We start from the raw sequence: 25925 nt of genomic DNA on the forward strand, positions 1-25925 counted from the left end.
TCGATGTATCCCGGATGTTTCGGTTCGAGGGGTAATTTGTATTGGAGTGTGTCGCGGATACAGTGCGGTGATAGCAGGCTTGCACAAAGGCCAGGATCATCTGCCGCGTCAGTGCCGATTGCGATGATCAGGCGTTACCGCTAAAGTCCGGCCTTGGGCGTGCGCTGCGCCCGCGGTCCGCGCGAAGGGTAACCCCAGGCATGCTTGTAGAATTCCCTAACCCAGCTCCCGGCTTGTCGGCGGACCGAGCCCTTTGAGGAGTTGGCATGCCCGCTAACAATGCTTCCCGTCATCACGGCCTGGTGGATCTGGCCTCACTGCGCAAACGCGCCAAGCGCCTGCTCAAGGCATTGAAAAACAACGAGGCCGACGAAGCCTGCGAACAGTTGCGCATGCTTGGCCTTCCGGGCCCCGATTACCGCCTCGCCGACGTCCAGTGGCTGGTAGCCCGTGAGGCCGGATTTGCCAGTTGGCCGAAACTGGTCGCCCACGCCGATGCTGTCGCGTTTACTTCCCGCCACCCCGATTTTGCCGCGACCGGCGAAGCCAGGGTGCAACATTGGCGTTGCGGAAATGACATCGAGCGCAGCCTGCGTGTCGCGGGTTTCGGCGGGGCGTTTCACATGTTCGATGATCCGATGGTGATGGGGCCCGTGCCTGCGTTGCCCGAGGATGAATACTGGTCGGTGCGCGCCAAGTACATCCAGCAAACGTTCGGTCTCTCGGCGGCGCAGGTCGAGAGTCGCCAGGCCCGGCAGCGGGCGGCATTGGCGCAGTTGCACCGGGACAGCGAATTGGTGCTGTGGTGCGAGGGCGACGCCTACGATCAGCTGTTCCTGATCCGGCTGCTGGCAAGCCTGCCCTGTCTGCCACGCCGACTCGAGCTGATCGAGATGAACCAGGTCCCCGGTGTAGAGCGGTTCATCGGTATCGGTCAGCTGGCGCCGGACCTTCTCGCCTGGCTGTGGCCGCAGCGACGCCCGTTGGCAGAGGCAGCCTTGTCCCTGGCGCGCCAAGCCTGGGCCGCTTATACCGCCCCGAACCCGAGCGCCTGGGCAAGCCTTGCCGGCCAGTCGCATCCAGCCTTGCCCCTGTTGGGGCCGGCCCTGGCGCGGCAACTGCAGGAGCTTCCCGGCGCGGACGATGGCTTGAGCCTCACCCAGCGATTGGCGGTGCGCATCCTCGCCGCCCACGGCGAGTTACCTGCCGGCAAGGTGTTCGAGCATCTGATGATGCGGTATGAGCCATTGCCGTATCTAGGCGACTTGATGTTCCACGCGCTATTGCAACCGTTGATCAACGCGCCCGCGCCGTTGATGAGCGAGGCCTCGGACGCCGACTGGAGGCAGCGCCCGTTGCGACTGACTGCGCTGGGGGAGCGGGTCCTGGCCGGGCAGGCACACTGGCTTGACCAGGCGCCACCGGATCGCTGGGTGGGCGGGGTGTTTATCGTTGCCGACCAGACGCCTTGGGTGGTCAGTGCACAGGGGCAAGTGTGGCGTCGCTGAAGCGCTGCGAGAGCGCTTCGTTCACCGGCTGATGGGTTGGCACGGCCGTTTGAACGTCTGCTCCAACGCAGCCTCTGAGAAGAATGCAGGGCGGACCGCGCACTGCCTCTTCACGTTTGGAGGATAGGCTCACATGAACATCTTAATGGTCCTTACATCCCACGATCAGTTGGGCGACACCGGCAAGAAGACCGGTTTTTGGCTGGAAGAATTCGCCGCTCCTTACTACGTTTTCCTCGACGCCGGAGCGACCGTCACGCTCGCCTCGCCCAAGGGTGGGCAACCGCCGCTGGACCCCAAGAGCGATGAAGAGAATGCACAGACCGATGCGACGCGCCGCTTCGGCACGGATACCGCGGCCCAAGCAGCGTTGGCCGACACCTTGCCACTGGGCGAGATCGACCCCTATAACTTCGATGCGGTGTTCTATCCAGGCGGTCACGGGCCCCTGTGGGACCTCTCCGAAGACGCGGATTCCAAGACCTTGATCGAAGCCTTTTACGCGGCCAATAAACCGGTGGCAGCCGTGTGCCACGCTCCCGGCGTGCTCAAGAACGTCAACGCACCGGATGGTCAGCCCGTGGTCAAGGGCAAGAAAGTCACCGGCTTTACCAACTCCGAAGAGGAAGCCGTCGGGCTGACCCAGATAGTGCCGTTTTTGGTGGAGGACATGCTCAAGGCCAAAGGGGGCGAGTATTCCAAGGCTGCGGACTGGGCGAGCTACGTGGTCGAGGACGGGCACTTGATCACGGGCCAGAACCCGGCTTCGTCTGAAGCTGCCGCCAAGGCGTTGTTGAAGCGTCTGGCGCAGGAATGAGCTGTCCAGGATCGATAGTTTCAACTGGCAGGGCGTCTGGAGGAGAACCAGGTGCGTGCTGGATAGCGCATACTGAGTATGGTTGTATCGTGCAACCATATTTAAATTGGAGTTCCCACATGAATATCGATCCTGCCCTGGTCGACGGAATTCGCACGGCGTCGCGCACGATGGTTCGAGAGTGGGGATTCTTGGGCGCAACGCTTGCAACCACCGTCTATTCGCCTTCGGCCGTGCACGCCCTGCTGGAAATCGAGGCAGCGAATACCCTGACCGCAGCCCAGCTCGTGCAGGTGCTTGGCCTGGATAAATCTAGCGTCAGCCGCATGGTGGGTAAACTCATCAAGGCGGGAGAGTTGCAAGAAAGCGCTGGCAATGATGGTCGCATCAAAAAACTTCAACTGACCCAGCAGGGGAGAATGACCGTTGCCCGAATTCATGCTTATGGGCAAGCACAGGTGAAATCCGCAATGCAAAAGTTGAATCCTTCGCAACAACGGACCGTTGCACTAGGGTTGGCGGCGTATGCCCACGCCCTGACGATAGCCCGTACGGGCGAAGCTGAAGCTCCGGGTGTTTGCATCGAACTGAGCACTGGCTATCGTCCGGGGATCATTGGGCGGTTGGCCGAGATGCATGCGGGTTTCTATTCCACGCATTGGGGCTTCGGTCCGGTTTTCGAGAGCCAGGTCGCGTGTGGTGTCGCCGAGTTTGTTGGCCGTCTGGATCAGCCATGTAACAGCATCTGGAGTGCGATTGTCGATGGACGCATCGTGGGTTCGATTGCCATTGATGGCGAAGACCTGGGCAGAAATGAGGCCCACTTGAGGTGGTTTATTCTTGAGGACGAATGTCGTGGCTGCGGCGTAGGCCGCCAGTTGCTGGATGAGGCGGTGGGATTTTGTGACCGAGTCGGTTTCGACGCTATTCAGCTCTGGACCTTCCAGGGCCTGGACGCTGCACGCAGACTCTATGAGGCCTCTGGGTTCGAGTTGACAAAAGAGGAGCAAGGAAACCAGTGGGGCACAGTCGTCACCGAACAGCGATTCACGCGGTACAGGAGCGGCTGATGGAGCGGTACATTTCATCGACGAATAGGGTGATGCAGGGCGCCTGAAATGACATAAATCCATGGCACCCCGCAAACACCTCGCAATGCATCAAGCGTCAAACAAAGCCTTGTGCCGTGTGACGAAGGTTTTCACGGTCATTGGCGGCTGGCCGGTTACCTCTTTGATGATTGAGTCTTCGCCTGCGAAAACGCCGTGCTGGTAGTCCTGTGCAACCTCAATCAGGTGTTGAATCAGGAACGCTGGTAGCCCATCGGCGGACAGTTCCCGGCGGTATTCATCAAGGCTGATGGGCACATAGGTGATTTCTCGACCCAGAACCTTGCCGACTTCGTCCGCTACGCCTTGCTGGCTCAGTTCAACCGGGCCGTGCAGCGGGTAGATCTTGCCCTGGTGGGGTTCTGGATTTTCCAGGATTGCCGCGATCAGTCGTGCTTGATCCTCTGCCGCGATGGGAGCATGACGACCGTCGCCAAAGGGCAGGCGGATTTCGCCGTTCCTGACGATGTGTTTGCGCCAGTGTGGGTAGATCAGCCATTGGGCGAAATAAGTTGGGCGCAGGTGGGTCATGGCCAGGCCCGACCAATCGAATACTTGTTCCGCCGTGAAGTGGTCGAGTGCCGCATTGCTTTTTGCCACTCGCCGCGAAGAAATCTGCGACATATTGACGACGGCTTCCACGCCCGCCTCTCGTGCAGCCAGCGCAAAGCGAGCCGTTGCCTCGATTAGACCTGGTGCAATTGGATATACGAAGTACGCTCGCTTGATGCCTTCCAGGGCGCTCCGAATCGCGTTGAGATCCAGCAGGTCCGCAACGACAACCTCTGCGCCGGACGCACGCAGCTTCGCGGCTCTTTCATCGTCGGTGTGCACCAGTGCACGAACCGGCATATTTTTCTCGAGCAATATTTCAACGGTCTTGCGCCCGGTAAAACCGGTAGCACCTGTGACAAGCGTTTTTGGCGCATTCATCGTTCATCTCTCTCTGTGGAATTCCGCTCATGCGGAGGGGGTGGGGAATATGATGATTGAAATATTATTAGATTACGATCACAATCCAAGTCAATGGGCAGCCTGTAAATAAAGGGGATTCGAATGCGCAAGACCAGAGATGAGGCGGCCGCTACGCGGCGACGGATCATCGAGTCGTCCCGAAGTGAGTTCCAGCGCAACGGCATCGATGGAAGCGGTCTGACAGGGCTGATGGCGGCTTCGGGATTGACCCAGGGGGGCTTCTACAAACACTTCAAATCCAAGGCGCACTTGGTGTCTGAAACAACGGCGTCTGCCGTGACCGATCTGGCCGATCAGCTTGATGAGCTTGCGCGAGAGGAGGAGGGAGCACTGGAGGCGATCGTCCGCGCATACCTTTCACCGGGTCATCGTGATGGGGACAAAGGCTGTCCTTACGCCGGCTTGGGCAGTGAATTGGCCAGGGGCGATCAGCACGTGCGTGGCGTTGCTGTAGAGGGTTTCGAGCAGATGGTGAACGTGCTGTCGCGACAAATAACTGATGCGCCTGCCGAAATTGCCAGGGAGCGGGCAATATTGACGATGTGCTCGATGATGGGGGCGTTGACCATCGCGCGAATCGCCAAGGGGGAGGCGTTATCCGACGAGGTGCTGCAGGCTGTAAGCGCCCAGTTGATGCATGGGTTGCAAGCCCGTGGTGAAGGCTGCGATGAAAGATACGGTCCTGGCCAATGAGTACTTGAGTCAGTGGACGGAGCGTTAATCATCGATATACTCGTCAGCTTCCCTATCAACAGCTAGATAGTCTATGGACACCCGCCAGCAGATTCTCCAGATTTCCCGTCGCGACGTTCAAGCGAGGGGTTATAACGCCTTGAGCTTTCGCGAGTTGGCCAAGCAGATTGGCATCAAGAGTGCCAGCATCCACTACCATTTCCCCACCAAGGGAGATTTGGGTGCTGCATTGGCAAGGCAATACACCGAGGACGGCGCGGCCTACCTCAGCACCTTGCTCCAGACTTGCACCAGCGAGCGTGAGTGCCTCGACCAATATGCGGCGATCTTTCGCGCCGCGCTCGAAAATCAAAACCGTATGTGCCTGTGTGGGATTCTTTCGGCCGAGGTTGAAGACCTGCCACCTGAGGTTCGCCTTGAGGTGCGGAGGTTCAACGAGGCCAACCTCGATTGGCTGACCGAGGTCCTCGCGAAGTGGCGCCCAGAGCTGGAAGACGAGACCAGACGTCGTCGAGCGCTCGGAATCTTTTCAGCACTGGAGGGCGCGCAACTGATCGCCCGGGGCAGTGAAGACATTGCTGCCTTCGACCTGGCCTTGCAGGCCTATCGTGAGGTGGGTCTGCTCTGAGCAGGCCCGCAACCCAAGCCATTTGTACTTGCGAGGGTGCCGCTTCCTTGAGGCGGCACCCGATCCGACATCGAGTTTCAATCTCTGGGAAATTATTAATAACCTATCGGTAGATAGGTGTTGACACGGCATAAGCTTTCGAGCGAACTTTACCTACCGATAGATAGGTGTATTTGGAGCTTTGCATGAAAGTTTATGACATCCCTGGTTTCCCCAACCCCCTGCGCGTTCGTATTGTCCTGGCCGAAAAGGGCTTGGGGGCGCACGTTGACTTCATCAAAATCGACCTGCCCGCAGCGGAACACAAGCAACCGGCGTTCCTGGCCATCAACCCGCTCGGTACCGTGCCGGTACTGGAGCTGGATGACGGCACCTACATTTGCGAATGCACGGCCATTACCGAGTACCTGGATAATCTGGACGGCAACCCGATCCTTACGGGCAAGACGCCGAAGCAAAAAGCCATCATCCACATGATGCAAAAGCGTGCGGAGTCTGAATTGGCGGATCCGGTGGGATTCTATTTCCACCACGCCACGCCTGGCCTGGGCGCCGCTTTGCAGCCTTACAAAAGTCCAGAGTGGGAAGGGCGTGTGGAGTGGGGCAACCGTCAACGCGACAAGGCGGTGAACGGCATGAGGTACTTCGATCAAGTCCTGCGTGGCCAGCCGTACATCGCCGGTGAGCAGTTCTCCATGGCTGACATTACTGTGCTCGCCGGACTGATCTTCGCCGGCTTTGCCAGCATTGCCATTCCGGAAGAGTGCACCGCGCTCACTGGATGGCAGGCGAAGATACAAGAGCGTCCCAGCGTGAAGCATCCAGCCTGATACCACACGTGCCTCGGCCGGGAAGTGGCCGAGGCACACACACACACAATCGCCCTTGCCAGGGTGAAACTGATCTGATGTGGCATTTATCGAGGATCTCACTATGAAAGCGATGCAGTTCCGCAGCTTTGGTGGCCCGGATGTCCTTGAATACCTCGATTTGCCGTCCCCGTTGCCAGGGCGCGGAGAGGTATTGATCGACACCAGCGCCATCGGCGTGAATTTTCCCGATATCCGTGAACGGTTGGGGATGTACAACCGCCCCGAAACTCGTGTCGGCGGTGTCGCGTTGCCGCACGTGGCGGGGCTTCAAGCGGTAGGACGGGTTTGCGCGGTCGGAAAGGACGTCGCCGTTGAGTTGATCGGGCGCAAAGTCATGGCCTTGATGGTCAGCGGCGCCTACGCACAGCAAGCCGTTGCCCGGGTAGACATGTTGGTGACATTGGCCGACTCTGCCGACGACATCGCCATGGCAAGCCTGCCTTGCCAGGGCGTTACGGCATTTCTCGCCCTGCGCACTTGTGCGCATTTGCAGGCAGGCGAAAGCGTGTTGATCCAAGGGGCTGCGGGAGGGGTTGGCAGTCTGGCGGTGCAGATCGCTAAAGCGTTGGGCGCGCAGACGGTCTTTGGAACGGCCAGCACCGAAGACCGCCGCGCATTCGTGCGCAGCCTCGGGGCTGACCATGCCCTTGCCTACGACACGGCCAACTGGCCCCACGAGGTGCTGGAACTGACTGCTGGGCGCGGGGTGGATGTGATACTCGAGACCATCGGTGGTGACGTGTTCGATCAGAACTTCGAATGTCTGGCCATGTTGGGGCGCTGTGTTGTCGTCGGTTCCACGCGAGGCCCCGGCCTGCCGTTTGCGCCGCGTCGACTGATGGCCAAGGCGCAAACCCTGGCGGGTATCTATTTACCGACTTTCTTCCACTATCCAGGATTGATCCGCGAGGCCCTGCAGTTTCTCGCTGACGGCGTCTCAAGCGGTGCGATCAAACCGATAGTCGGAGCCACGCTGCCGTTGAGTCAAACGGCAGAAGCCCACGCTATGCTGGAGGGACGACAAGTACACGGCGTGATTGTCCTTGATCCGCAGGCCTGAGCGCACTGCTGCCATGAAGTCGGACCTCCCGTGCTAGCGTCTTGGCTTCGTTGAACCCTCGCCCGGTGTTTGCTCGCGCATGCCTACGCTCGCGCGAGTTGACGAAAAATAATTTCGCCAGCCTGTCGATTTCCTCCGTCGCCGTTCGACTAGCCTGTAGAGCCGCCACCAGGACGGCTTATCTGCCAACAGGAGATCAGGCCATGCGTTTTTTGGTAATCGTCAAAGCCAGCCCCGAATCGGAAGCCGGAGAAATGCCCAGCGAAGAACTGCTGACGGCAATGGGTGCCTACAATGAAGCGCTGGTCCAGGCCGGGGTGATGCTCGCCGGTGAAGGCCTGCATCCCAGCGCTAATGGCGTACGTGTGCAGTTTTCCGGAAAGAACCGGACCGTGATCGACGGCCCCTTTGCTGAAACCAAAGAGCTGATCGCCGGTTTCTGGATCTTCAAGGTCCAGTCGTTGCAGGAGGCGATCGACTGGGTCAAGCGCTGTCCGAACCCGATGGTCAGCGACAGTGAAATCGAAATCCGCCAGATCTTCGAGCTCGAGGATTTCGGCGAGACCTTTACCCCCGAGTTGCGTGAACAGGAAGAACGCCTGCGCACGCAGATGTCCGGTCAATCCTGAAACCTGACAACAGGAGATTCACCGTGAGAATCATTCCCTACCTGACCTTCAACGGAAACTGCCAGCAAGCCTTCGCGTTGTACCAGGAAGTGCTGGGCGGCGAGCTGTTTTCCATGTCTTTCGCACAAGCGCCAGAGGAAGCCGGCGTGCCCAAGGACCCGAACCTGATCCTGCACGCTTGCCTGACCGTCGGCGCATTCAGCCTGATGGCCTCCGATTGTCCGCCGGGCCAGCCGTTTCGCAAGCCGCAAGGCGTGTCGGTTTCGCTCAATGTCGACAGCGTGGCCGAGGCCGAGCGCCTGTTCCATGGCTTGAGCGCCGGTGGCAGCGTGTACATGCCCTTGGAAAAAACGTTCTGGGCGGAACGTTTCGCCATGTTCGAAGACCGCTTCGGGGTTGCCTGGATGGTTAATTGCGAGGGGGCGAAGTAGGAACGACTGAAGCTCTGACAACCAGCGGACAATCCACCGGCTGGACGCCCGGCATCTCAAGACCCTCGATCAGGTGCCGGGCCGCCTGGCGGCCAATCTCGTAGTAGGGCAGTTGCACCGTGGTCAGTGGCGGGATGAACAACTCGGCAATGCCGATCATATTGTCGTAGCCAAGCACCGCGACGTCGCCAGGAATTTTCAAACCACGGCCCAACAACACTTGGTAGGCACAAAACGCAATGCGGTCATTGCCACAGATGAGAATGTCGAATTGTGGGCGGCCGTCGATGATGTGCCGGTCAAGGATGGGGGCGGTTTCATCGTAGGCATCATGATCGGAAAGGTCGTATTGCAGGAGGGCTTCATGGGCCAATCCGAACGCCTGACAGGCACGTTGCAGGCCTTTTTGGCGCAAGCCCCAAGCGAGGCTCTGTCTTGGTAGGTTGATGCACAAAGGGCGTCGATAGCCCTGGCTGAAGGCGTGATGTACGGCGCGATACTGTCCCGCCTCATCGTCAGGTACATAGCTGACCACGCGATTGTCATCGGCCAGGCAATTGGCAAGTATCAGCGGCTTGTTCTGCAAACGCTCAGGAATACTCACCTGGCGCAAGCCCATGGCGCTGAAGATCAATCCGTCGGGACGGTGCGACAGCATCAGGTCGATGTTCTGGTCGGTGGGCGGATTGCTCAGCAGGTTGAGGATAAAGACGTTCCAGCCCGCCTGCTGCGCAGTCTGCTCGATGGACAGTAGAAGCTCTACCGCGAACGGCGTGGTTGCGGTGTCCAGTGCGAATACGCCAATGGTTCGGGACTGCAGGTTGTCGCCGCGCATCTTTCGTGCCGAAAGGCTTGGGACGAACTGCAATTCGTCAATCGCGCGACGTACCCGCTGAAGGGTCTCGGCGCTCAACTTTTCCGGATTGTTGAGCGCTCGGGAAACCGTCATCAGAGACACGCCGGCCAGCTGTGCAACGTCTTTTACTGAAGTCATGCGGGATGCGACCGGTCGGGTTGACGCGCAATCATGACATAAGGGCCGGGCTTGCCGCGACTCGAATGACGAGGCTCATAGCCATCCCGAAGCCAGCGGCCAAGCCTTGGGGATGGCGACGCGGCCGCCGTTCCCGCTCGCGAACAGCTTCACTGCGAGGCTGTCAGGCCTAGGATAGAGGCGGCTGCTGAAACTGAAGCATCCCTTCATATCGAACACTTCTATGGACGAGCGATCGAGAAAGATGCGCAGTTCCAGCTGCGCTTGTGCCGGGTCGATCGACACGCTGCGCTGGCCACTCACCTGTGCACCCGAGCGATTGCGATCGAGCACCAAGCGTTGCAATGACGCATCGTAGTAAAGCAGGGTTTGTTCCTGGCCATCGGCACTGCAGCGCAAGGCGATACCCAGATGGCCGTCGGTGCAGTCGCGTAGGTCCAGATGCACGTGGATTTCGAGCCGATCGCCGGTCACCTGTGGCACCCATAGGCTGCCCGACTCGTCCCACCAGGGCGTGCTCGGTAGCGGCGACTCGCGCAAAGCCGTCAGCTCCCGGGCCGGAAATACGCAAAGTCGATCAGCCCGCAACTCCAGTTCGCGCGGTAACCCGAGCATGCCGCACCAGTGATGAGCTTGGCTGGGCATCGGGCTTTCCCACATGTCGAGCCAGGCCCAAACCAGGCGCCGGCCATCGGCGGCCACGAGCGTTTGTGCGGCATAGAAATCGTGCCCGTTATCCAGCTCGATGAAAGGCCCGCCAGTGAAGTGCCATTCATTGTCGAGTCGGCCCACTCGATATCCGGTCTGGTACTTGTTCAACCGTTCGTAGCCTTGGGGTTGCATGCCCTGGGGGGAGTAAAGCAGCACGTCGTGCCCGTCCATTCGAAACAGATCCGGGCATTCCCACATGTAGCCATCGCCCTCTGTGCCGCTGGAAACATAATCGAGGAACTCCCAGGCGTGCAGGTCGGTTGAGCGGTACAGCGGCAGCAACGGCCTGTCGCCCAGGCGGGCGCCGGCTATCAGGTACCAATGGTCACCTTCCTTCCAGACCTTGGGATCACGAAAGTGCATGATCGCGACTTGCGGCGCGCTCTCGATGACGGCGCCATGCTTGACGAAGCGGATGCCGTCGACACTGGTGGCCAGGCACTGGACTTGGCGAATCAGGCGTTCATCGCCCACTTCTCCCAGCCAGGTGTGCCCGGTATAGATCAACGCCAGCGTATCACCGCACACCACCGCACTCCCTGAGAAGCACCCGTCGCGGTCGAAGTCATCCCCCGGTGCGAGGGCGATGGGCAGATGCTGCCAGTGGACCAGGTCAGCGCTCTTTGCATGCCCCCAGTACATCGGGCCCCATTTCGCGTCGAAAGGGTGGTGTTGGTAGAACACGTGATATTCGCCACGAAAGTACACCACACCGTTCGGGTCGTTCATCCAGCCTGCCGGAGGGCTGAGATGATAGGCCGGTCGATAATCCTCGATGATGCGAGACTGGCCGTGGCTCAGTGCCTGTTGGGCAAGTTCGAGGGTGGAGGGCAAGGAGGGGATAGCTATCGCATCGGCAGGCAAGGTCATAGCGCACCTGCCCGTGCCGAGCGCTGGATAACGCCATCCGGCAGGGCTTCCACAGCATGCGAATGGGCCCTCAAGGCCGAACCGGCGGCATCGAACAAGTGCAGATTGTTGGCCTCCAGTTGCAGTTCGACCCGGTCACCCACTTGCCACCCGGGGTTGGCCTCGCACCGGCAAATCAGCGGACCATCCTGGCCGGTTTCCATGTGCACGTAGGTTTCGCTGCCCAAGTATTCGACGCCCGTTACCACGACGCCTGCAGCACCTTCAGCGGCTTTGAGCGAAACATGTTCCGGACGAATCCCCAGGGTCAGCGGGACATCCGCTATAAGGTGGGAGCTGTCCAAGGGCAGGGAGGTCATGCCCAGCAAATGGCAATCGACCAGGCTGGTTGCGCCTGGGGCATGCAGGCGTGCCGGCAGAAAATTCATCCGAGGCGCGCCCAGAAAGCCAGCGACAAAACGGCTGGCCGGACGCTCATAAAGTTCACGCGGCGAGCCCACCTGTTCAATGTGTCCACCATTGAGCACGACGATCTTGTCTGCCAGGGTCATCGCTTCTACCTGGTCGTGGGTCACGTAGATCATGGTCGAGCCCAGGCGTGCATGCAGCCGGGCGATTTCATCACGCATTTGCACACGCAAGGAGGCGTCCAGGTTGGACAGCGGCTCATCGAACAACAAGATGTCCGGTTCCCGCGCCATGGCTCGCCCCATGGCTACGCGCTGACGCTGCCCTCCCGATAATTCCTTTGGCTTGCGTTGCAGCAGTTTGTCCAATTGCAGGATCTGTGCGGTTTTCAGTACACGCTCGCGCAGGCTGCTTTTTTCGGTCTTGGCCAGTTTGAGCCCAAAGCTGATGTTGTCGTAGACGCTCATGTGTGGATAGAGCGCATAGGACTGGAACACCATGCCGACGCCGCGCTCGCGCGGCTCCAGGTCGTTGACCCGTCGTCCGTCGATCAGCAGGTCGCCATCACAAATGGAGTCCAGCCCGGCGATCAGTCGCAACAAGATCGACTTTCCGCAGCCAGAAGGACCGACGAACACCACGAATTCGCCCGCCGCGATCTCCAGGCTGACATCGCGCAGAATGCGTGTACCGCCCAGTTGCTTGTTCAGGTTGTGTAGCTTCAACTTGCTCACGATGCTGCTCCTTATGTTGGGCTTCAACCCTTTAACGCGCCGGTAGTGAGACCGGAAACGATTCGGCGCTGGAAGATCAGCACCAGAACCACCAATGGGACGGTGACCAGCACCGATGCGGCCATCAACAGCCCCCAAGGCAACTCATGGGGGCTGCCACCGGAGATCAGGGCGATGGCGACCGGGACCGTGCGTTGCGTGTCTGTGAGGGTGAAGGTCAGGGCAAACAGAAACTCGTTCCACGCGGCGATGAACGCCAGCAGGCCGGTGGTGACCAGGGCCGGCCAAAGCAACGGCAACAGAACGCGGGTGAGGGTGACCCAGGGCGAGGCGCCGTCCATGATGGCTGCCTCTTCCAGTTCATGGGGCAGTTGTCCCATGAAGGTCGTCAACACCCAGACGGTGAAGGGCAGAGTGAAAATCGTGTAGCTCAGAATCAGCGCCCAGGACGTGTTGTACAGCCCCAGGGCGCGTATCACCTCGAACAATCCCGACAGCACCGCGACCTGGGGAAACATCGACACGCCAAGGACCAGCATCAATACCGTGCCACGCCCCCGGAATTTCACCCGGCCCAAGGCGTAGGCGGCGGTCAGGCTGAGGAACAGCGCCAGGGTGACCACGCACAGCGCCACGACCAGCGAATTGCCAATCGCCCGTAGGAATGAGGCTTGGTTGAGTACTGCGGCGTAGTTGGAAAAATCAGGGTTATCGACCCAATAGCTCACCTGGAACAAGGCGCTGGAGGGCTTCAGCGACGTCACGATGGCGTAGTAGAAAGGAAATACCGCATACAGCAGTAAAAGCCCGATCAGGCACCAGAAGCCAAGGCGCAACAAGGTTTTTTTCAGCTGGCGAGGGCTCATGAGCGCACCTCCAGTTGACGGCGTCCCAGGTACAGATAAAGCATGGCGATTATCGCAACGACCAGAAACAACAGGGTCGACGCGGCGCTGCCGTAGCCGACATCCTGGAACTCAACCAAGTGCTGGCGGGCATAGACCGACATGCTCATGGTGCTTGACGAGTTCGAGGTCAGCACATAGATAACGTCGAACACTCGCAAGGAGTCGAGGATGCGAAAGATCGCCGCCACCAGCAAGGCAGGTACCAACAACGGCAGGGTGACCCGCCAGAACACCCTCAATGGATGAATGCCATCGACCCGGGCGGCCTCGTAGCAGTCGCCCGGCAACATTTGCAAGGCTGCGAGCATCAGCAACGTCACAAAAGGAACCGTTTTCCAGACGTCGACGATGATCACCGCCCACATCGACAGATCTGCGTCTGCCGTCCAGGCCAACGGCGCGTCAATCAGGCCAAGGCTCAGCATCAAGTGATTGATGATCCCGAACTGGTCGTTGAGCATCCATGACCAGATCTTCGCCGAGACAATGGTAGGGATCGCCCAGGGAATCAGGATCAATGCGCGCACCAAGGGACGTCCCGTAAACGTGACGTTCAACAGCAGCGCCACCATCAGCCCCAGGAAGATCTCCAGTCCGACCGACACCACAGTGAACTGCAAGGTGTTGCGCACGGCGTTCCACCATTGTGGGTCGACCAGGACGCCTGACCAGCCGGAACTATTGTGGAACAGGTAATTGCTCAAGCCGACGAAGGTGGCGCCGTGGGTGTCCGCCAGGCTGGCGTCGGTCAGGCTGAACCAGAATGTGCGCAATAGCGGCCAGGCTGCCACCAAGGCCAGGCAGAGCAACATCGGTGTGAGAAACAGCCAGGCGGCGCGTACTCGACGACGCTGGAGCGGGGTCTCCCGGGAGGGCAGGTACTCGGGGGTTGCATGGGTAGCGGAGACAGACATGGCGATTTTCTTCCTTGTGGCTTACCAGTTCCGGTGTTTGATGCGCGTCAGTTCGCTTTCCAGTTCCACCAGCGCCTGGTCGACGGGTCGCTCGCCCGACAGCACACCGTGCACTTGATCGAAGAACGCGTTGGAGACCCGCGGATAGCGTGAGGCGGTGATCGCGGCGGGGCGCATGACCCCATCGTTGAGGATGCTGTGCAGTTGGCTGTAGTACGGCATCGCCGCGAGCAGTTCGGGATCTGCGTAGAGGGATTCGATTACCGGGTTATAGGCGCCGACCAACGCACGGTGTTTTTGTTGTTGAGCGCTGCTGAGGTAGCTCACCAAGTCCGCGGCGAGTTTTGGATGAGCGCTGTAGCGCGATACTGCCAAGCCCCAGCCACCGAGCGTGGAGGCATGGGTGCCGGTTTCGCCACCGCGGGGCAGGGGCGCGACGCCAACCTTGTCTTTCACGGCGCTGTCCGGGCTCTGCACCAGGGCCCAGACATACGGCCAGTTGCGCATGAACAGCGCATTGCCCGACTGGAACACGCCACGTCCTTCTTCCTCGGTGTAATTGAGCACGCCACGGGGGGAGATGTCGCCCACCCAGCTTTTCGCCAACGTCAAGGCCGCCCTCGCAGCCTGGCTGTTAATCACGATCTCGCCTTGTGAATTGACCAGGCCACCTGCTGGTTGGCTGCTGATCCATTCCAGCGCATTGCACGTCAAGCCCTCGTAGGCGCGGCCCTGGAACAGGTAGCCCCAGGCATTGGTGTTGCCGGCGCTACGTTCGGCCTGTTGAACCGACCTGGCGGTAGCGGTCATTTCCTCCCAAGTCTGTGGCACCGGCTTGTTGTACTTCTCAAGCAGGTCCTTGCGGTAATACAAAAGCCCCGAATCGGTGAACCACGGCATGGTCACCAAGCGCCCGTTCACCGTGGCGTTATCCACCTGGGCCTGAAAGTAGCCCTGGGTCGCGTTGGCAGGAAGGAGTTCCCGCAAATCCATTAAATGCGTGGCCAGCATGCCCGGCCACACCATATCGATCTGGATGATGTCGATGTCGCTGGATTGCGCACTGAGGATTTGTTGATAGAACGACAGCCGCTCGGTCGCCGAGTTTGGCGTGGACACGACTTCAACGCTGTTGCCGGTTTGTTTCGACCATGCCTCGACGGCCTCCTTGCAGAGTTGCAATTCCGCGCCCACGGCGCCGCAGGAGATCGTCAGATTGGCCGCCATAGAGAGGGAAGGAAACCCGATGCAAAGGCCGAGCAGCGCTGCGGGAAGGAGCGATTTGAGCTGTTTCATGAAGCCCTCTTTATTTTTGTTTTTAGAAAAGTTAACGTTAACATCGCCAAATGTAGCAGTGTATTTGCGGTGAGGCATCCTTTTTTTCCTGGATTTAGACAATTCAGAAAAGGTCGGTTGCGGGACAGAACAATAAAAACAAAATTGGGAAAAACACATGCAGAAAGCATCAAGCTGGTTACTCGCAAGCGTGCTCGGCGCGTCGGCGGCCACTTCTCAGGCCGCGACGTTGGAGGAGCGCATGGCGGCGTTTGAAGCTCGGGCAAGTGCCGCCGAAAAGCGTGCCGCCGCCGCCGAACAGCAAACCCAGGCACTCGCCAGGGAATTGCAGCAAATCAAACTCGCCGCGCCCGCTCCTCAATCGACTTTGCCTGCCGTTGTGACGTCCACAGTCGACGCCCGCCTGGCGAAACTCGAAGCCCACCAGCAGGGCACCGACAAAAAGGGCGGCAGTGCGAGCCTCGCCGACGGGTTCAGCTTCAAGGGCTACGCTCGCTCTGGCTTGCTGATCAACGATGGGCTCGGAGGCGGTCGCGGCGGTCCTTATACGACCCCGGCCGGTTCAGTCGGGGGGGCCGTTGGGCGGCTCGGCAACGAGGATGACACCTACATGCGCATTGACCTCTCGAAAGAAACGTATGCGCAGAACGGCACCCGCGCCAAGTTCACTGTCTCCATCGCCGATGGCGTAGAAAGCTCCAATGACTGGACGGCCAACGAAAGTAATCTGAACGTGCGCCAAGTGTTCACCGAACTCGATCATCTCGCGGAATTCAAGGGCAACGCGACGTTTGAAAACGCCACGCTTTGGGCTGGCAAACGATTTGACCGGGACAATTTCGATATCCACTGGCTGGACTCGGACGTTGTCTATCTGGCCGGCACGGGAGGCGGGATCTACGACATACAGATGGGTAAGGATTGGCGTTCGAACTACTCGCTGATCGGTCGCAACTACGGGGATTTCAGCGAGGGCGGCGTCGATGCCGATGTGGAAAGCTACATTCTCACCTCCAATCAGTTCTTTGAAGGTGGGCAGTGGCAATGGATGTTCAACGCCATAGGGGCAAGGAAAAACGACGTTGGCACCCGCACCAATGAAGCAGGCCTGACGCCGGCCGATTCCGGCTTGCACAGCATGGTGGCCAATCACCAGAAAAACTTTTTCGGCCGCGAGGGGTTTTTCAAAACAGCACTGCTCTATGGTCAGGGGCTGGGTGCCGAGGTCAAGAACGTCGGCTCGGATGGCGAGCTGATCGACGATGCCCGGGCCGTACGCCTGGCGCTTTACGGCGAGACGCCCATCGCGTCTGCCTGGCGCATCGGCCCAAGCTTGCTGGCTGAACGGAGCAAGAACCGGTACGTCAAGGGTGACGACTATCGCTGGATGACCCTGAACGTGCGCCTGGCCAATGAGATCAACAGCAATTTCGAGATGGCCTACGAAATGAGCTGGCAGACCATGAAGCTCGATCCCAAGGGCTACCTGCAACGCAATGCAGTCGACGGTGACTTCTGGAAATTCACCGTCGCCCCAACCTTCAAGCCTGACTTGGGGGATCTGCTTACCCGTCCTGAATTACGGCTGTTCGCCAGCGTCATGAACTGGTCTTCGGACCTGGACCGATACAGCGCCACGGATGCCTTCGGCAAGACGGACTTCAACGCAGGCGGGGTGTGGCAATACGGCATCCAGATGGAAACCTGGTTCTGAGTTTCGTCTTGCAGGATTCACAAGCTTAGAGAGATGCCCGTGGTGCCTGTGGAAGCGAGCTCGCGATAGCGGTATTCAGCTAGTTCACTGTTGGATTAGCTGTCCTCTTCGCGAGCAAGCTCGCTTCCACAGGTTTAATGGGCTCTGGGTTGGCACACGACTCAACCTGGATGCCACCCCAACTGGCTCGAAATCTGTTGGCTGGCTTGCATCAGCTGTTTGACATAGTCCTGCTTCAACTCCTCCCTGAAGCGAAAGCACGGGAAGGACACGCTCATCCCACCGATGACATGACCAAAACGGTCACGAATCGGTGCCGCCAGGCAGCGCATGTTGTCTTCGAACTCTTCATGGTCTTCGGCATAGCCTTGCCGGCGGACGGTTTCCAGTTCCTGCAGGTACGCCTCGACGCTGGTCAAGGTGTTGGCCGTTCGGCGTTCGAAGCTTTCTTCTGCCAGGTGCGCGAGTAACTCCTGCTCTTCGAGCCAGGCCATCAGCACCTTGCCGATGCCGGTGCAGTACAGCGGCGCGCGCCGGCCGATGCGCGAGTACATGCGAAGGTTGTACTTGGAGTCGATCTTGTGCACGTAGACGATGCTGCCTTCGTCGAGAATCCCCAGGTGCACCGTCTCGCCGGTCAGTTCGTTGATCCGGCGCATGCCCGGTTCCGCTTCCCGAACGATGTCCAGGTGGGGCAGGGCCTGGGCCCCCAGTTCGAATAGCCGGACGCTGAGGCGATAGCGATCCTCGGCATCCTGCACCACATACCCACGGGCCTTGAGCGACTGCAAGAAGCGATAGACCGTGGCTTTGGACATGTCCAGTTTGTTGGCGATTTCCGAGACGCCGCTTTCTTCCGGATGCTCGGCCAAGGCCTCGAGTACGGCCATGGTCCGGCCGACTGCCGACACCTGGTCGTTGCTTGGGATGACGCTGTTGTCCATGAAGGCTCCAACGTGAAAAGTAAAATCCAAGGATATACGCAAGCAGATTAAAACGCTGTTTCATTTTTTCTTGACGAGGGAAAAAATCTGACTAGACTCGGGCCTTGAGAGAAAAATGAAACGCCGTTTTAAAAAACACAAAAAGGCGCGTAATGATGAATCAAACACGGACCCATGGCTCGCATACCTGCCCCTTGAAAGTGGCGCTGGTGGGCGAGTGCATGATCGAGATGCGCGGCGAGCCGGGTGCAGTGATTACCCAGACCTTCGGCGGCGATACGCTCAACACGGCGGTCTACCTGGCGCGATTGACTCCTCGTGCCGCAGTGACGGTTGACTATGTGACGGCCGTGGGCAGCGATGCATTCAGCGTGGCCATGCGCCGTTCCTGGCTGAACGAAGGGGTCGCCGACGCCCATGTACGGGTGTTCGAAGATGCACTGCCGGGCCTGTATTTCATCCAGACCGATCTGCACGGCGAGCGGCGTTTTCTTTACTGGCGTGGTGAAGCAGCGGCACGGCACATGTTCGATGGTCCCGAGGCCGACGCGACGCTGAATGCGCTGGCGGATTTCGATTACGTCTATCTGAGCGGCATCAGCCTGGCGATCCTGACCCTCGATGGCCGCGAGCGCTTGATGCACGCCTTGCAGCGCGCTCGCCGAGCAGGCACTCGCATCGTCTTCGACAACAACTACCGTCCCCATCTCTGGCCCGATCCGGAAACGGCGCGTCAGGCCTACCGCGATCTCCTGCATCTGACCGACCTGGCCCTGGTCACCTGGGAAGATGACGTCAGCCTGTTCGGTTATCCCGACGCTGACGCCTTGTTCAGCGCCTATACGCAGGCCGGAATCGGCGAGGTGGTGCTCAAGCGCGGCGCGGCTTCCTGCCTGATCCAATGCCTGGCGGGCCGTTTCGAAGTGCCCGCGCAAAACGTTGCCGATGTCATCGACACCACTGCCGCCGGCGATTCGTTCAGCGCCGCTTACCTGGCTTGCCGCCTGCAAGGCGGGGAGCCGACGCAGGCCGCGCGCTGGGGCCATCGCTTGGCTGCCCAGGTCGTTCAGTTTCGAGGTGCGCTGATTCCCCCGGCGGCCATGCCGAACATGGGCACGTCCTCACTTCCTTCTGTTGCACAGGTCTGACTTTATGAAAATTGTTGAAGCGCGCGTCATTGTTACCTGCCCGGGCCGCAATTTGGTCACCTTGAAGATCGTCACGGACGAAGGCATTTACGGCATCGGTGATGCGACCTTGAACGGCCGCGAACTGGCGGTCGTCGCTTATCTGGAAGAGCACGTCCTCCCGGCGCTGATCGGCCGCGACGCCCACCGCATCGAGGACATCTGGCAGTACCTGTACCGTGGCGCCTACTGGCGGCGGGGCCCGGTGACCATGACCGCCATCGCCGCCGTCGATGTGGCGCTCTGGGACATCAAGGCCAAGGCGGCGAACATGCCGTTGTATCAGCTGCTCGGCGGCAAGAGCCGGGAGCGGGTGATGGTCTACGGGCACGCCACCGGCAAGGACATCGAAGGTTGCCTGGATGAAGTCGCCCGCCACGTCGAATTGGGCTACAAGGCCGTGCGCGTGCAGTGTGGGATCCCGGGTATCGCCACCACGTATGGCGTCGCCAAGCGCAGCGGTGAACGCTATGAGCCTGCCGACAGCGATCTGCCGGCTGAACACGTCTGGGACACGGCCAAGTATCTCAACTACGTGCCCAAGCTGTTTGCCGCCGTGCGCGAGCGTTTTGGCGACGACCTGCACATCCTGCATGACGTGCACCATCGCCTGACGCCCATCGAAGCGGGGCGCCTGGGCAAGGCCGTGGAGCCGTACAACCTGTTCTGGCTCGAAGACTGTACGCCAGCGGAAAACCAGCAGGCCTTTCGCCTGATTCGCCAGCACACCACCACACCGTTGGCTGTGGGCGAGGTGTTCAACTCCATCCATGACTGCCGAGAGTTGATCCAGGAACAACTGATCGATTACATCCGCACGACGCTGGTGCATGCCGGCGGCATCACCCATGTGCGGCGCATCGCCGATTTTGCCGCGCTGTTCCAGGTGCGCACCGGCTTTCACGGGGCCACCGACCTGTCGCCGGTGTGCATGGGCGCGGCCCTGCATTTCGACACCTGGGTACCCAATTTCGGCATCCAGGAACACATGCCTCACGAAGCACGCATCGATGAAGTCTTCCCCCATGCCTATCGCTTCGAGGACGGCCACTTCACCCCGGGCGATGCACCGGGGCACGGCGTCGATATCGACGAAAACCTGGCTCGCCAGTACCCCTACAAGCGCGCCAGCCTGCCGGTCAACCGTCTCGAAGACGGCACGCTCTGGCATTGGTGAAACAGTCTTGCCCATTCAACAAACGGGGCGAGTGTCCCGTCAGGAGTGATCCGATGAAAGCGTTCCAGGTAAGAGCACCCTTCGAGTTCGGGTTGGCCCAGGTCGACCCGCCGCAGGTTGCCCGTGGCGAAGTCCAGGTCGATGTAGCCTATGCCGGCATCTGTGGCTCGGACATGCACATCATTCACGGGCAGAACGCATTCGTGCGTTTCCCCCGTGTCACCGGCCATGAGTTTTCCGGGGTGGTCCGGCAAGTCGGCGAAGGCGTAGAACACCTTCAAGCGGGCGACCGCGTGTGCATTGATCCGGTGATCAGCTGCGGCACCTGCTATCCGTGTCGCATCGGTCGGCCCAACGTCTGCACCCGGCTGCAAGTGATCGGCGTGCACCGCGACGGCGGCTTCAGCGAGCAGGTTTGCGTACCGGCGCAAAATGCCCACCGCTTGCCCGATTCGATGTCCCTCAGCCACGGCGCCTTGGTCGAGCCTTATTCCATTGCCCTGAACGTGCTCGATCGCATGCAACCCCATCCGGGCGACAGCGTGCTGATCTACGGTGCCGGTGTCATCGGCCTGACGTTGGTGCAGATGGCCCGGGCGCTGGGCCTGACCGACATCACCGTGACCGATGTCATCGACAGCCGCCTGGAAACGGCGCGGGCACTCGGCGCGAGCCGGACCCTCAACGGCCAGGAAGTCGATGTCGAAGCAACCATGCGAGAACTCACCCAGGGCGAGGGCGTGCCGTTGATTGTCGATGCCGCCTGCATTCCCGCGCTGATGCCGCAGATGGTGCGCCTGGCTTCGCCGGCCGGTCGCATCGGCTTGCTGGGCTTCAATGCCACGCCCAGCGACCTGGTGCAGCTGGAAATGATCAAGAAAGAACTGACCCTGGTGGGCTCACGGCTTAACAACCGCAAGTTCCCCAAGGTGATCGAGCTGATCGCCAGCGGCCAGTTGCAGGTCCAGGACCTGATCAGCCATCGCGTCACCTTCGACGACATGCCCGGCGCCATCGAGCTGATCGAAAAACACCCTGAGCAAACCCGAAAAATCCTGGTGGAGCTGACGAGCGCCCATCACTGAGTCGTTGGTCTCACCGGTTTCATCGTGCCTGTAATGGGCATCCTCACCGAATAAACACAACAAGCGGGAGGTTCCACCATGTTTGGTCAAGGACGTAGCTTAATCATCATCATGCTGTTCCTGGCCGGGGTCATCAACTACCTCGACCGGTCGGCATTGTCCGTCGCGGCCCCTTTCATCCAGAAGGACTACGGTCTTAGCACGGGTGAGATGGGCATGATCTTCAGTAGCTTTTTCGTCGGCTATGCCGCCTTCAACTTCATCGGTGGCTGGGCCGCCGACCGCTACGGCGCCAAGACCACCTTACTGCTGGCAATGGTGCTGTGGTCGCTGTTCAGTGGCCTGACCGTGCTGACGGTGGGCTTTGCTTCACTGGTGCTCATCCGGATTCTGTTCGGCATGGGTGAAGGACCGCTGAGCGTCACCACCAGCAAGATGGTCAACAATTGGTACACCCCCAAACGCAGGGCTCGGGCGATAGGCGCGTCGATGTCCGGCACACCGCTGGGCGGGGCGATTTCCGGCCCGGTGGTGGGCTTCATCGCCGTCACCTACGGCTGGAAGATGTCGTTCATTATCATCATGGTGATCGGCCTGGTCTGGGCCGCGGTGTGGTTCAAGTTCGTCAGGGAACGGCCAGTGGGCGAGGGCGCTGAGGATATTCTTCGCGCCGAGGGGCAAAGCGAGTTGGCGGCACAACCGGTGCTCCCGCTGCGCTTCTACCTCAAGCAGCCGACGGTGCTGTTCACCTCCCTGGCGTTCTTTTCCTACAACTACACGCTGTTCTTCTTCCTGACCTGGTTCCCCAGCTACCTGACCATGGCCCACGGCCTGAACGTCAAGGACATGAGCATCGCCACGGTCATTCCGTGGGTGTTGGGCTTCCTCGGCCTGGCCCTGGGTGGTTTCATTTCCGACTTCGTATTCAAGAAGACCGGGCGGATGATGTTCTCGCGCAAGGTGGTATTGGTGACGTGCCTGTTGGCCTGCGCTGCCTGCATCGCGTGTGCCGGGATGGTCAGCACGTTGTATCCGGCGGTCATTCTCGTCGCCTTGGCGGTGTTCTTCCTTTACCTCACCGGCGCCATTTACTGGGCGATCATTCAGGACACCGTTCCGGCGGCGCGGGTTGGCGGCGTGAGTGGTTTCATGCATTTCCTGGCGAACACATCGGGGATCATTGGCCCAACCCTCACCGGCTTTTTGGTGCAGTTCACCGGTTCGTTCACCAGTGCATTCCTGCTGGCGGGGCTGCTGACCGTGATTGGTGCCGCGTGTGTGGCGCGTTATGTGAAACCGCTGGCGGTGGCTGACGCCGGCGACTTGGCGGCAAAACGCCCGCAATCGGCTTCGGCCCTGAGCCACCCCTGAACAGAAGGAGCGTGTCGATGCTTGATGTGAAGCTTGTTCCCAGCACGGGCGCCTCGCCGCAGATCGGTATCGTGCACCTGGGCCTGGGGGCGTTTCATCGCGCCCACCAGGCGGTCTACCTGCAGCGTCATCTCAATCGCCATGGCGAGAGCGAATGGGGGCTGTGCAGCGCCAACCTGCGCTCCAATCGCACACTGGTCGATCAATTGCGCGAGCGGGACGGTCACTATCACGTTGCCGAATACCGTGATCGCGAGCAGGTGACGCTGCGCGAGATCGGCGTACTGCGCGAGGCCTTGTACGTAGGCGAGGGCGGCCAGGACTTGGAATCGTTGTTACAGCGCATGGCCGCACCGCAGACACGGATCGTCACCCTGACCGTCACCGAAAAGGGCTATTGCCTGAGTCCATCCTCGGGACAGTTGCGCCGCGAAGATCCGCTGATTGCCCATGACATGGCTCATCCGCAAACGCCCCGTTCGGCCCCCGGCATCGTCCTTGAAGCCCTGCGTCGTCGCCGCGCCGCCGGCACTCCGGCCTTCACGGTGCTGTGCTGCGACAACATGCCGGACAACGGCCAGCGCACCCGCCAGGCGGTCAGTGCATTGGCGGCGATTCAGGATGCAGCCTTGGCGAAGTGGGTCGAGGAACAGGTAGCGTTTCCCAGTTCCATGGTCGACCGCATCGTGCCGGCCATGGATGGCGAATCCTTTCGCCGACTCGCGCAGGAACTCGACTGCCACGATCCGGCGGCGGTGGTGTGCGAAAGCTTCAGCCAATGGGTGATCGAGGATCGCTTTCCCCTCGGCCGCCCGGACTGGGAGCTCGAAGGCGTGCAGATGGTGGACGACGTGCGCCCGTTCGAAACGATGAAGCTGCGCATGCTCAATGGCAGCCATTCGCTGCTGGCCTATGTGGGATTGCTGGTCGGCCACGAAACGGTTTTCGATGCCGTCAGTGACGCGAACCTGCTGCGCCTGATCGGGCGTTACATGGCCGAGGAAGCCGCGCCCACCCTGGACATGCCGGCGGGTATCGATCTTTCAGCCTATGCCGATGACCTGAAGGCCCGCTTTGCCAATGACAGCTTGCAGCATCGCTTGCGCCAGATCGCCATGGACGGCTCGCAGAAACTGCCCCAACGCTGGTTGCTCGGGGCACAGCAGTTGCTCGATCAAGGGCGTGATATCGCTTGCATCGCCCTGGGTATCGCCGCGTGGATTCGCTATTGCACTCAACCGTTGCCTGGCCAACTGGCGCAGCTGATTGACGATCCATTGAACGCCACCTTTGCCGACCTGGCGGGGCGTTTCGAAGGCGAAGCGCTGGTGAAGGCCTTTCTCGAAGTGGATGAGGTTTTTCCGGCGCAGTTGTCGGCTCGTGCAGCCTTTCACGATGCCGTGCAAAGCGCCTATGCCGCCCTGGCCCGTGACGGCATGGGCAAGCTTCTAAGCACCTTTGCCGCACTCAACTGACAAGCAAGGAGAAAAAATATGGAACAGACATGGCGTTGGTTTGGCCCCAAGGACCCGATATCCCTGGCGGACGTCCGTCAAACCGGTGCGACCGGCATCGTCACGGCGCTGCACGACATTCCCAACGGCGAAGTCTGGCCGGTGGAGGCCATCGCTGCGCGCAAGCAGATGATCGAGGACGCCGGCTTGAGCTGGTCGGTCGTGGAAAGCATTCCGGTGCACGAGGACATCAAGCGAGGTTGCGGGCGGCGTGACGAGTACATCGTCAACTACCAGCAAAGCGTGCGTAACCTGGCGGCTTGCGGCATCGATATCGTCTGCTACAACTTCATGCCGGTGCTGGACTGGACCCGCACCGACCTGACTTATGAACTGGCGGATGGTGGCTGGGCACTGCGGTTCGACCAGACCGCATTTGCCGCATTCGACCTGTTCATCCTCCAGCGTCCGGGTGCTGAGGCCGAGTACGCTGCCGAGGATGTCCAGCAGGCCAAGGCCTACTTCGAACAGCTTTCGCCTACCCAGCGCGACACCTTGGTCGATACCCTGATCGCAGGCCTGCCCGGTGCCGAGGAGCATTACAGCCTGGACAATTTCCGGGCCTTGCTGCGCACCTATGCCGACATTGACGAAGCCAAACTGCGTGAACATTTGAGTTATTTCTTGCGCGCGGTGATCCCGGTCGCGCAGGAGGTGGGTGTGCGAATGGCCATCCACCCGGACGATCCGCCCCGGTCGCTGCTCGGTCTGCCGCGCATCCTCTCCACCGCAGAGGATGCCCAGTGGCTGCTGGACGCTGCGCCAAGCCCGGCCAATGGCTTGACGTTCTGTACGGGTTCCTATGGTGTGCGGGAGGACAACGATTTGGTGGCGATGGCCAAGCACTTTGCTCCGTTCATCTACTTCACCCACCTGCGCTCCACCCGCCGTGAAGCGAACCCACGAAGCTTCCACGAAGCCCATCACCTGGATGGCGACGTCGACATGGTCGGGGTCATCAGTGCGTTGGTGGCTGAAGAGCGCAGACGTGAACGCGAAGGCGGCCCGCGCTTGCCACTGCGGCCGGACCATGGCCATCAACTGCTCGACGACCAGCACCGCAAGAGCAACCCCGGCTACTCACTGATCGGCCGCCTCAAGGGCCTGGCCGAACTGCGCGGCGTGGAACTGGCCGTGCGCCGGCAACTGGGTTAGCCCTGTCCGGTTTGGCTGGGCAAGCCAGCCAAACCTCACCCCAACGCTGGGCCGTGGCCGGGGGCAGGTGCGTGCTTGAATGTTTAAATCCCCAGCCAACCCACCCAAAGCTGGGCCGGTGTTCTTGTGGTAAGGGCATGTCATGGCTGGCCAATACCTGCCTGCATATTCCACCGTTCCTCCAACCACCCCCAACCACCCCCAACCACCCCCAACCACCC

Annotated in this window: 24 protein-coding genes; 16 read left to right on the forward strand and 8 right to left on the reverse strand. The window is 60.2% G+C overall.

Annotation, left to right across the window (positions count from 1 at the left end; genetic code table 11):
* Nucleotides 1-266 precede the first annotated feature (266 nt).
* The 3 genes from AD663_RS11645 (at nt 267) to AD663_RS11655 (ending at nt 3395) form a co-directional block, all read left to right on the forward strand.
* A complete protein-coding gene (locus tag AD663_RS11645) occupies nt 267-1508 on the forward strand; it encodes a DUF1835 domain-containing protein (RefSeq protein ID WP_053213750.1) in 1242 nt (413 codons plus the stop codon).
* A 133-nt stretch (nt 1509-1641) separates the two neighbouring features.
* Nucleotides 1642-2325: a type 1 glutamine amidotransferase domain-containing protein gene (locus AD663_RS11650; protein WP_053213751.1), complete on the forward strand. Its 684-nt coding sequence runs from the start codon at nt 1642-1644 to the stop codon at nt 2323-2325.
* A 119-nt stretch (nt 2326-2444) separates the two neighbouring features.
* The gene (locus tag AD663_RS11655) at nt 2445-3395 is read left to right on the forward strand and encodes a bifunctional helix-turn-helix transcriptional regulator/GNAT family N-acetyltransferase (protein WP_053213752.1); all 951 of its coding nucleotides are present in this window, start codon (nt 2445-2447) and stop codon (nt 3393-3395) included.
* Nucleotides 3396-3485: 90 nt separating this feature from the next.
* Here the strand turns inward: AD663_RS11655 and AD663_RS11660 are convergent, their stop codons facing one another.
* Nucleotides 3486-4367 carry an NmrA family NAD(P)-binding protein gene (locus tag AD663_RS11660; RefSeq protein ID WP_053213753.1) on the reverse strand — a complete coding sequence of 294 codons (882 nt, stop codon included), beginning with the start codon at nt 4365-4367 and terminating at the stop codon, nt 3486-3488.
* A 123-nt stretch (nt 4368-4490) separates the two neighbouring features.
* On the opposite strand from AD663_RS11660, the gene AD663_RS11665 reads away from it, so the two are divergent.
* The 6 genes from AD663_RS11665 (at nt 4491) to AD663_RS11690 (ending at nt 8722) form a co-directional block, all read left to right on the forward strand.
* Nucleotides 4491-5102 carry a TetR/AcrR family transcriptional regulator gene (locus AD663_RS11665; RefSeq protein WP_053213754.1) on the forward strand — a complete coding sequence of 204 codons (612 nt, stop codon included), beginning with the start codon at nt 4491-4493 and terminating at the stop codon, nt 5100-5102.
* Nucleotides 5103-5175: 73 nt separating this feature from the next.
* Nucleotides 5176-5730 carry a TetR/AcrR family transcriptional regulator gene (locus AD663_RS11670; protein WP_003181014.1) on the forward strand — a complete coding sequence of 185 codons (555 nt, stop codon included), beginning with the start codon at nt 5176-5178 and terminating at the stop codon, nt 5728-5730.
* A 185-nt stretch (nt 5731-5915) separates the two neighbouring features.
* Nucleotides 5916-6560: a glutathione S-transferase gene (locus AD663_RS11675; protein WP_003181015.1), complete on the forward strand. Its 645-nt coding sequence runs from the start codon at nt 5916-5918 to the stop codon at nt 6558-6560.
* A gap of 103 nt (nt 6561-6663) precedes the next feature.
* Nucleotides 6664-7662: a zinc-binding dehydrogenase gene (locus AD663_RS11680; protein WP_003181018.1), complete on the forward strand. Its 999-nt coding sequence runs from the start codon at nt 6664-6666 to the stop codon at nt 7660-7662.
* Nucleotides 7663-7865: 203 nt separating this feature from the next.
* The gene (locus AD663_RS11685; protein WP_003181019.1) at nt 7866-8291 is read left to right on the forward strand and encodes a YciI family protein; all 426 of its coding nucleotides are present in this window, start codon (nt 7866-7868) and stop codon (nt 8289-8291) included.
* Between the two features lie 23 nt (nt 8292-8314).
* The gene (locus tag AD663_RS11690; RefSeq protein ID WP_053213755.1) at nt 8315-8722 is read left to right on the forward strand and encodes a VOC family protein; all 408 of its coding nucleotides are present in this window, start codon (nt 8315-8317) and stop codon (nt 8720-8722) included.
* Here AD663_RS11690 and AD663_RS11695 read toward each other — a convergent pair.
* From AD663_RS11695 to AD663_RS11720, 6 genes are all read right to left on the reverse strand, one after another.
* Nucleotides 8700-9716, reverse strand: coding sequence for a LacI family DNA-binding transcriptional regulator (locus AD663_RS11695; protein ID WP_053213756.1), 1017 nt, complete (start codon nt 9714-9716; stop codon nt 8700-8702). The genes AD663_RS11690 and AD663_RS11695 overlap by 23 nt on opposite strands.
* Before the next feature lie 75 nt (nt 9717-9791).
* Entirely contained in the window at nt 9792-11297 is a 1506-nt protein-coding gene (locus AD663_RS11700; protein WP_003181023.1) for a glycoside hydrolase family 32 protein, read from the reverse strand.
* Nucleotides 11294-12439: an ABC transporter ATP-binding protein gene (locus tag AD663_RS11705; RefSeq protein ID WP_053213757.1), complete on the reverse strand. Its 1146-nt coding sequence runs from the start codon at nt 12437-12439 to the stop codon at nt 11294-11296. The genes AD663_RS11700 and AD663_RS11705 overlap by 4 nt, the downstream gene beginning before the upstream one ends.
* A 23-nt stretch (nt 12440-12462) precedes the next feature.
* Entirely contained in the window at nt 12463-13305 is an 843-nt protein-coding gene (locus AD663_RS11710; protein ID WP_053213758.1) for a carbohydrate ABC transporter permease, read from the reverse strand.
* A complete protein-coding gene (locus tag AD663_RS11715) occupies nt 13302-14261 on the reverse strand; it encodes a carbohydrate ABC transporter permease (protein WP_053213759.1) in 960 nt (319 codons plus the stop codon). Before AD663_RS11715 ends, AD663_RS11710 begins: the two co-directional genes overlap by 4 nt.
* A 21-nt stretch (nt 14262-14282) precedes the next feature.
* Nucleotides 14283-15557 (reverse strand): ABC transporter substrate-binding protein, encoded by a 1275-nt coding sequence (locus tag AD663_RS11720; RefSeq protein WP_003181031.1) that lies wholly within the window; start codon nt 15555-15557, stop codon nt 14283-14285.
* 157 nt (nt 15558-15714) lie between these two features.
* Here AD663_RS11720 and AD663_RS11725 point away from each other — a divergent pair, with 157 nt between their 5' ends.
* Nucleotides 15715-17271, forward strand: a complete 1557-nt coding sequence (locus tag AD663_RS11725) for a carbohydrate porin (protein ID WP_003181032.1) — start codon at nt 15715-15717, stop codon at nt 17269-17271.
* Nucleotides 17272-17432: 161 nt separating this feature from the next.
* Here the strand turns inward: AD663_RS11725 and kdgR are convergent, their stop codons facing one another.
* The gene (kdgR, locus tag AD663_RS11730; RefSeq protein WP_003181034.1) at nt 17433-18215 is read right to left on the reverse strand and encodes a DNA-binding transcriptional regulator KdgR; all 783 of its coding nucleotides are present in this window, start codon (nt 18213-18215) and stop codon (nt 17433-17435) included.
* A 155-nt stretch (nt 18216-18370) separates the two neighbouring features.
* Here kdgR and AD663_RS11735 point away from each other — a divergent pair, with 155 nt between their 5' ends.
* From AD663_RS11735 to uxuA, 6 genes are all read left to right on the forward strand, one after another.
* Nucleotides 18371-19363, forward strand: coding sequence for a sugar kinase (locus AD663_RS11735; protein ID WP_053213760.1), 993 nt, complete (start codon nt 18371-18373; stop codon nt 19361-19363).
* Nucleotides 19364-19367: 4 nt separating this feature from the next.
* Complete coding sequence (gene manD / locus AD663_RS11740; protein ID WP_053213761.1) at nt 19368-20579, forward strand: D-mannonate dehydratase ManD; 1212 nt, start codon at nt 19368-19370, stop codon at nt 20577-20579.
* 53 nt (nt 20580-20632) lie between these two features.
* Nucleotides 20633-21664 (forward strand): Zn-dependent oxidoreductase, encoded by a 1032-nt coding sequence (locus AD663_RS11745; RefSeq protein ID WP_053213762.1) that lies wholly within the window; start codon nt 20633-20635, stop codon nt 21662-21664.
* Between the two features lie 78 nt (nt 21665-21742).
* Nucleotides 21743-23035: an MFS transporter gene (locus tag AD663_RS11750; protein WP_003181045.1), complete on the forward strand. Its 1293-nt coding sequence runs from the start codon at nt 21743-21745 to the stop codon at nt 23033-23035.
* Between the two features lie 17 nt (nt 23036-23052).
* Nucleotides 23053-24510: a mannitol dehydrogenase family protein gene (locus AD663_RS11755; protein WP_053213763.1), complete on the forward strand. Its 1458-nt coding sequence runs from the start codon at nt 23053-23055 to the stop codon at nt 24508-24510.
* Nucleotides 24511-24528: 18 nt separating this feature from the next.
* Nucleotides 24529-25704: a mannonate dehydratase gene (gene uxuA / locus AD663_RS11760; RefSeq protein WP_053213764.1), complete on the forward strand. Its 1176-nt coding sequence runs from the start codon at nt 24529-24531 to the stop codon at nt 25702-25704.
* Nucleotides 25705-25925 lie beyond the last annotated feature (221 nt).

It is taken from the genome of Pseudomonas sp. Q12-87 (assembly GCF_001269755.1).
In the GTDB taxonomy this organism is placed as follows: domain Bacteria; phylum Pseudomonadota; class Gammaproteobacteria; order Pseudomonadales; family Pseudomonadaceae; genus Aquipseudomonas; species Aquipseudomonas fluorescens_S.

Coding starts and splice junctions, on each gene's coding strand:
- AD663_RS11645 (WP_053213750.1), top strand. CDS start 267: ATGCCCGCTAACAATGCTTCCCGTCATCACGGCCTGGTGGATCTGGCC.
- AD663_RS11650 (WP_053213751.1), top strand. CDS start 1,642: ATGAACATCTTAATGGTCCTTACATCCCACGATCAGTTGGGCGACACC.
- AD663_RS11655 (WP_053213752.1), top strand. CDS start 2,445: ATGAATATCGATCCTGCCCTGGTCGACGGAATTCGCACGGCGTCGCGC.
- AD663_RS11660 (WP_053213753.1), bottom strand. CDS start 4,367: ATGAATGCGCCAAAAACGCTTGTCACAGGTGCTACCGGTTTTACCGGG.
- AD663_RS11665 (WP_053213754.1), top strand. CDS start 4,491: ATGCGCAAGACCAGAGATGAGGCGGCCGCTACGCGGCGACGGATCATC.
- AD663_RS11670 (WP_003181014.1), top strand. CDS start 5,176: ATGGACACCCGCCAGCAGATTCTCCAGATTTCCCGTCGCGACGTTCAA.
- AD663_RS11675 (WP_003181015.1), top strand. CDS start 5,916: ATGAAAGTTTATGACATCCCTGGTTTCCCCAACCCCCTGCGCGTTCGT.
- AD663_RS11680 (WP_003181018.1), top strand. CDS start 6,664: ATGAAAGCGATGCAGTTCCGCAGCTTTGGTGGCCCGGATGTCCTTGAA.
- AD663_RS11685 (WP_003181019.1), top strand. CDS start 7,866: ATGCGTTTTTTGGTAATCGTCAAAGCCAGCCCCGAATCGGAAGCCGGA.
- AD663_RS11695 (WP_053213756.1), bottom strand. CDS start 9,716: ATGACTTCAGTAAAAGACGTTGCACAGCTGGCCGGCGTGTCTCTGATG.
- AD663_RS11700 (WP_003181023.1), bottom strand. CDS start 11,297: ATGACCTTGCCTGCCGATGCGATAGCTATCCCCTCCTTGCCCTCCACC.
- AD663_RS11710 (WP_053213758.1), bottom strand. CDS start 13,305: ATGAGCCCTCGCCAGCTGAAAAAAACCTTGTTGCGCCTTGGCTTCTGG.
- AD663_RS11715 (WP_053213759.1), bottom strand. CDS start 14,261: ATGTCTGTCTCCGCTACCCATGCAACCCCCGAGTACCTGCCCTCCCGG.
- AD663_RS11720 (WP_003181031.1), bottom strand. CDS start 15,557: ATGAAACAGCTCAAATCGCTCCTTCCCGCAGCGCTGCTCGGCCTTTGC.
- AD663_RS11725 (WP_003181032.1), top strand. CDS start 15,715: ATGCAGAAAGCATCAAGCTGGTTACTCGCAAGCGTGCTCGGCGCGTCG.
- kdgR (WP_003181034.1), bottom strand. CDS start 18,215: ATGGACAACAGCGTCATCCCAAGCAACGACCAGGTGTCGGCAGTCGGC.
- AD663_RS11735 (WP_053213760.1), top strand. CDS start 18,371: ATGAATCAAACACGGACCCATGGCTCGCATACCTGCCCCTTGAAAGTG.
- manD (WP_053213761.1), top strand. CDS start 19,368: ATGAAAATTGTTGAAGCGCGCGTCATTGTTACCTGCCCGGGCCGCAAT.
- AD663_RS11745 (WP_053213762.1), top strand. CDS start 20,633: ATGAAAGCGTTCCAGGTAAGAGCACCCTTCGAGTTCGGGTTGGCCCAG.
- AD663_RS11750 (WP_003181045.1), top strand. CDS start 21,743: ATGTTTGGTCAAGGACGTAGCTTAATCATCATCATGCTGTTCCTGGCC.
- AD663_RS11755 (WP_053213763.1), top strand. CDS start 23,053: ATGCTTGATGTGAAGCTTGTTCCCAGCACGGGCGCCTCGCCGCAGATC.
- uxuA (WP_053213764.1), top strand. CDS start 24,529: ATGGAACAGACATGGCGTTGGTTTGGCCCCAAGGACCCGATATCCCTG.